The sequence below is a fragment of the Mesorhizobium sp. M5C.F.Ca.IN.020.29.1.1 genome, assembly GCF_003997375.1.
Lineage (GTDB): Bacteria > Pseudomonadota > Alphaproteobacteria > Rhizobiales > Rhizobiaceae > Mesorhizobium > Mesorhizobium wenxiniae.
Genome location: NZ_RZSW01000383.1, coordinates 1 through 6,215 on the forward strand (window position 1 = coordinate 1; position 6,215 = coordinate 6,215).

At 61.3% G+C, this 6,215-nt stretch carries 6 protein-coding genes; all 6 read left to right on the forward strand.

The genetic code is table 11. The annotated features are described in order from the left end of the window. Window positions 1-29: 29 nt before the first annotated feature. The gene (locus EOA85_RS24745; protein WP_127211521.1) at window positions 30-923 is read left to right on the forward strand and encodes a sugar ABC transporter permease; all 894 of its coding nucleotides are present in this window, start codon (window positions 30-32) and stop codon (window positions 921-923) included. Then, on the forward strand, window positions 916-1,851 hold the full coding sequence (locus EOA85_RS24750) for a carbohydrate ABC transporter permease (protein ID WP_127211517.1): 936 nt from the start codon (window positions 916-918) through the stop codon (window positions 1,849-1,851). Before EOA85_RS24745 ends, EOA85_RS24750 begins: the two co-directional genes overlap by 8 nt. A 2-nt stretch (window positions 1,852-1,853) precedes the next feature. After that, window positions 1,854-2,951, forward strand: a complete 1,098-nt coding sequence (locus tag EOA85_RS24755; protein WP_127211522.1) for an ABC transporter ATP-binding protein — start codon at window positions 1,854-1,856, stop codon at window positions 2,949-2,951. Between the two features lie 53 nt (window positions 2,952-3,004). Beyond that, on the forward strand, window positions 3,005-3,751 hold the full coding sequence (locus EOA85_RS24760) for a sugar phosphate isomerase/epimerase (protein WP_127211518.1): 747 nt from the start codon (window positions 3,005-3,007) through the stop codon (window positions 3,749-3,751). A gap of 12 nt (window positions 3,752-3,763) precedes the next feature. Continuing rightward, window positions 3,764-4,927: a Gfo/Idh/MocA family oxidoreductase gene (locus EOA85_RS24765; protein WP_127211519.1), complete on the forward strand. Its 1,164-nt coding sequence runs from the start codon at window positions 3,764-3,766 to the stop codon at window positions 4,925-4,927. A gap of 150 nt (window positions 4,928-5,077) precedes the next feature. Next, complete coding sequence (gene mgrA / locus EOA85_RS24770; protein WP_127211520.1) at window positions 5,078-6,124, forward strand: L-glyceraldehyde 3-phosphate reductase; 1,047 nt, start codon at window positions 5,078-5,080, stop codon at window positions 6,122-6,124. Window positions 6,125-6,215: the final 91 nt, after the last annotated feature.

A 6,215-nucleotide genomic window follows, 5' to 3' on the forward strand; every position in this document is an offset into this window, starting at 1 on the left:
CCCTTACCTCACCCAGCCCGGCTGTGCAGATTAGCAAGAGCGAACGCCCCAATCAACTCTTCCGCAACCTCAACGCCAAGGTCGCCTCTACTCCGATGGTCCTCACCGCACTGGTGATCTTCGTCGGCGGCAGCGCGTGGACGGTGCTCTATTCCTTCACCAATTCGAAGCTCCTGCCGCGGCTGAACTTCGTCGGGCTCGATCAGTATTACCGGCTGTGGTCGACGCCGCGTTGGCTGGTCTCGATTGAGAACCTGCTGGTCTACGGCGTGCTCTCGCTGGTGTTCTCTCTCGTCATCGGCTTCATGCTGGCGGCGTTGCTCGATCAGAAGATCCGCTTCGAAGACACGTTCCGCACTATCTTCCTCTACCCCTTCGCGCTTTCCTTCATCGTCACCGGTCTTGTCTGGCAATGGCTGCTCAACCCGGAGTTCGGAATCCAGGGGGTGGTGCGCGGCCTGGGCTGGGAAAGCTTCAATTTCGATCCGCTCTACAATTCCAACATCGTCATCTACGGCATATTGATCGCCGCGCTCTGGCAAGGCACCGGACTCATCATGTGCCTGATGCTGGCGGGCCTGCGCGGCATCGACGAGGATATCTGGAAGGCCGCGCGGGTGGATGGGATACCCACGTTGAAGACCTATCTCTTCATCATCATCCCGATGATGCGACCGGTCTTCATCACCGCGCTTGTCATCATCGCTGCCGGTATCGTCAAGGTCTATGACCTGGTCGTCGCCCAGACCAGCGGCGGTCCCGGCATCGCCTCCGAGGTGCCGGCCAAATATGTCTATGACTACATGTTCTTCGCCCAGAACCTCGGCCAGGGCTTCGCCGCCTCGACGATGATGCTGCTGTCGGTGGTGGTCGTCATCGTGCCGTGGGCCTATCTCGAGTTCGGAGGCAGCAAGCGTGTCTGACCATGCCGTTTCCCTGCCTGCCGGTAAGGGTCCTATCGGGCTCGAGGCATCCGGGCCGCGAGGACCGAAGCCGCGGCATGTGTTCTCGCGCCGCAACGTCTTCCTCTATGGCACGCTCATCGTGGTGGCGCTGTACTATCTGCTGCCGCTCTACGTGATGGTGGTGACGTCGCTCAAAGGCATGCCGGAGATACGCCTCGGCAACATCTTCTCACCGCCGCTCGAGATCACCTTTGAGCCTTGGGTGAAGGCCTGGTCCAGCGCCTGCACCGGCCTCAACTGCGACGGACTCTCGCGCGGCTTCTGGAATTCGGTGCGCATCACCGTTCCGTCGGTCATCCTGTCGATCGCGATCGCTTCCGTGAACGGCTACGCGCTTGCCAACTGGCGCTTCAAGGGCGCCGACACTTTCTTCGTCATCCTGATCGTCGGCGCCTTCATCCCCTACCAGGTGATGATCTATCCGATCGTCATCATCCTGCGCGAAATCGGCCTCTATGGCAGCCTGAGCGGTCTGGTGATCGTCCATTCCATCTTCGGCATGCCGATCCTGACCCTGTTGTTCCGCAACTATTTTTCTTCCATGCCGGATGAACTGTTCCGGGCGGCGCGCGTCGACGGCGCGGGCTTCTGGGGCATCTATTTCCGTATCATGCTGCCGATGTCGCTGCCGATCTTCGTCGTCGCCATCATCCTGCAGGTGACCGGCATCTGGAACGACTTCCTGTTCGGTGTCGTCTACACTCGCCCCGACACATATCCGATGACGGTGCAGCTCAACAATATCGTCAACTCGGTGCAGGGCGTGAAGGAATACAACGTCAATATGGCCGCCACCATCCTGACCGGCCTCGTACCGCTCGTCGTCTACTTCGTTTCCGGCAAGCTCTTCGTGCGTGGCATCGCTGCCGGCGCGGTGAAAGGATGATGATGACAAGAATGGAAAATCCCAGTGTCTCGATCCAGGACCTGTCGCTGAATTTCGGCGCAGTGTCGGTGCTGGAGACGCTCAACATCGATGTCGCCGAGGGCGAGTTCATCGTGCTTCTCGGCCCGTCCGGCTGCGGCAAGTCGACCTTGCTCAACTGCATCGCCGGTCTGCTCGACGTTTCGGACGGCCGCATCTTCATCAAGGGCAAGAACGTCACCTGGGAGGAGCCCAAGGACCGTGGCATCGGCATGGTGTTCCAGTCCTATGCGCTCTACCCGCAGATGACTGTCGAGAAGAACCTGTCCTTCGGGCTGCGCGTTGCCGGCATCCCCAGGGAGGAGATCGCCAAGCGCATCGCGCGGGCCGCAGAAATCCTGCAGATCGAGCCACTGCTGCAACGCAAGCCGTCGGCGCTTTCGGGCGGCCAGCGCCAGCGTGTGGCCATCGGGCGGGCGCTGGTGCGCGACGTCGACGTCTTCCTTTTCGATGAGCCGCTTTCCAATCTCGACGCCAAGCTGCGCGCGGAACTGCGTGTTGAGATCAAGCTGCTGCACAGCAAGCTGCAGAACACCATGATCTATGTCACCCACGATCAGATCGAGGCGATGACGCTGGCCGACCGTATCGCGGTGATGAAGGGCGGCGTGATCCAGCAACTCGACGCACCGCAGACGATCTACAATCGCCCGGTCAACCGGTTCGTCGCCGGCTTCCTCGGCTCGCCGGCGATGAATTTCCTCGACGGCAGGCTGGAGAAGGACGATGGCAACTGGCACTTCGTCGCCGAGGATGTGCGGATCCCGCTTGCCACCTACGCTTTCGAAAAGGAGCCCGTGCCGGGGGCGGCCGTCTTCGGTATCCGGCCCGAGCATGTCGCGTTCAACAGCGGCGCTGGATGGCCTTTCACAGCCACGGCAAATGTCGTGGTCGTCGAACCCATGGGTTCCGACACGCTGGTCTGGCTGAAGCTCGGAAATCAGAATTTCACCGTGCGGGTGACATCTGAGCGCACGCCAAACAATGCCGACACGGTGAGCATCGGTTTTGACCCGATGCGCGCTTCGCTGTTCGACGCCGCCACCGGCAACCGCCTCTAATTCCCAAGAACTTCACCTCAAGCCCATCCATCCCCAGAGAACGGACAGAGACGATGAACTGGTCATTCCAACTTTACAGCGCGCGAAATTTCCAACCTTGGAAAGGGGTGCTCAAGATGCTGGGCGAGCTCGGCTACGCGCAAGTCGAGGGGTTCGGCGGCGTCTATGACGACCCCAAGGCGTTTCGGGCCGAACTCGACAAGAACGGGCTCGCCATGCCGACCGGCCATTTCTCGATCGATGCGCTCGAGAAGGATTTCGATGGCGTGCGCAAAATCGCCGACGCGCTCGGCATCACACTGCTCATCTGCCCCTATCTGGTCGCCGAGAGCAGACCAACCGACACGGCCGGCTGGCGCGGCTTCGGCGCACGCCTGGCCAAGGTCGGCGAGGCGGCTGGCAAAGCCGGCTACGGCTTTGCGTGGCACAACCATGATTTTGAGTTCAAGAAGCTTGCCGACGGCTCGATGCCGCAGGAGCACATCCTCGCGGCGGCGCCCGACATCGGCTGGGAGATGGACGTGGCCTGGGTGGTGCGCGGCGCCGGCGATCCGCTGCCCTGGATCGAGAAGTATGGCAAACGTATCGTCGCCGTCCATGTCAAGGACATTGCCAAGCCTGGCGAGGGCGTTGACGAGGACGGCTGGTCCGATGTCGGCCACGGCACGATCGACTGGGCCGGCCTGATCAAGGCGCTGCGCGCCAAGAGTGCCGCCAAATACTACGTCATGGAACAGGATAATCCCAACGACATCGAGCGTTTCGCTCGCCGCTCGATCGCAGCCGCCAGGACCTATTAGGAGCAAATCAGCATGGCAAGAAAACTTGGGATCGGCGTTGTAGGCTGCGGCAACATTTCGAAAGCATATTTTTCGCTGGCGCCGCTGTTTCGCGGCATCGAGATGCGCGCCTGCGCGGATATCAACATGGATGCGGCCAAGGCGCGGGCGAAGGAGTTCAAGCTGCGCGCCGAGACGGTCGAAGGGCTGCTCAAGGCCGGCGACATCGACATCATCGTCAATCTCACCATTCCGGCGGTGCACTACGAGGTATCGAAACAGATCCTCGATGCCGGCAAGCACGTCTATTCGGAAAAGCCGTTCGTGCTGTCGGTCCTGGAAGGGCTCGATCTGAAGAAGCTGGCCGAGAGAGACGGACTGCGCATCGGCTCGGCGCCGGACACTTTCCTCGGTGGCGCGCACCAGCTTGTCCGCAACCTGATCGACACTGGCAAGCTCGGCAAGATCACCAGTGGCACATGCCATGTGATGAGCCATGGGATGGAGCATTGGCACCCCAACCCGGACTTCTTCTTCCAGCCTGGCGCCGGTCCGGTGCTCGATATCGGACCCTATTACATCACCAATCTGATCCAGCTGATCGGACCGGTGAAGCAGGTGGCAGCCTTTGCTTCGATCCCGAAGACAGAACGCACGATCTCGTCCAAGCCTCGCGCGGGCGAAAAAATCCTGGTCGCCACCCCGACGACGATTCACGGCGTGATGGAGTTCGAGAATTGCGCCGTGGTGACGCTCAATACCAGCTGGGACGTGTGGAGCCATGGCCACGCGCCGATGGAACTCTACGGCGAGTTGGGCACGGTGTTTTTGCCGGATCCGAACTTCTTCGGCGGCGACGTTCGTTTTACCGACGCCGCCAAGCCGGTCAAGAAGCTGCCGAAATGGAAGCATCCGTTCGGCGTGGCCAACCAGATGCATTCGCACGGCATGATGGCCAACTATCGCACCGCCGGTCTCGCCGACATGGCGCTGGCGATCGCGGAAGGCCGGCCGCACCGGTGCTCCATGGAGCTGGCGCTGCATGCCGTGGATGTGATGACCGGCATGTTGCGGTCGAGCGCGAGCGGAAAGTTCGTTGCCATGCAGACCACCTGCGAACGCCCTGCGGCACTGGGCGTCAAGGATGCGGAAGCGCTCTTGGCGAAGAAGAAAGGGCTCCTGGCGAAGAAGAAATAGGGCAAGCGCTTCAGTGATTGCGACACGTGTTGTTTACCGTCGACCCCTCTCCCCATAGAAACGGTGAGACGCTAAGGGTGAGGGGCAGAGCCGACTCACCCTTTTTTGCGGTGGCAACTGCCGGGCTCGCATTGATCTAAAGGATTTCCCGTGCCCTATGTGCCTGCCGAAAACCGCTACGAGAAAATGATCTACAATCGCTGCGGGCGATCCGGCCTGAAATTGCCGGCGATCTCGCTCGGCCTCTGGCACAATTTCGGTGGCGACACGCCGCACCGGACCAAACAGGCGATCGCGCGCAAGGCCTTCGATCTCGGCATCACGCATTTCGACCTCGCCAACAATTACGGCCCGCCGCCCGGTTCGGCGGAAACGGCTTTCGGCGAAATCCTGCGGACGGATTTCTCCTCCTATCGCGACGAGCTGATCATCTCGACCAAGGCCGGCTACCAGATGTGGGCCGGACCTTATGGTGAATGGGGCGGGCGCAAATATGTGCTGGCCAGCCTCGACCAGAGCCTGAAGCGGATGGGGCTCGACTATGTCGACATCTTCTATTCGCACCGTTTCGATCCCGATACTCCGCTGGAAGAAACGATGGGTGCGCTCGATCATGCGGTGCGCTCGGGTAAGGCGCTTTATGCCGGCATCTCTTCCTACAATTCGCAGCGCACGCGCGAGGCCGCCGACATTTTGAAGCAGCTCGGCACGCCTTGCGTCATCCATCAGCCGAGCTATTCGATGCTCAACCGATGGGTCGAGGACGATGGTTTGCTCGACACGCTGGAGGGGCTCGGCGTCGGCTCGATCGTGTTCACGCCGCTGGCGCAAGGCATGCTGACCGACAAATATCTCGGCGGCATCCCTGAGGGCAGCCGCGCCAGCCAAGGCAAGTCGCTGAGGCCGACCTTCATCAACGACGAGACCATCGCCAACATCAAGGCGCTGAACGCGATTGCCGGCCGCCGCGGCCAGACGCTGGCGCAGATGGCGCTGGCCTGGGTGCTGCGCAAGGGCAGGGTGACCTCGGCGCTGATCGGCGCCAGCCGGCCGGAACAGGTCGAGGATTGCGTCGGCGCGCTGAAGGCGCTCGACTTCAGCGATGCCGAGCTCGGCGAGATCGACACCTACGCGCGCGAAGCCGACATCAATCTGTGGGCCGCCTCCGCAGAGCGCAAAGGTCCGCCACGGAAGTGATTTCCGCCACGGAAGTGATCCGCCACGGAAATGATTGGCAACGCATAACCGAACGGTACGGCGGGGACTGCTCCCCCCGTTTCATCTTCTC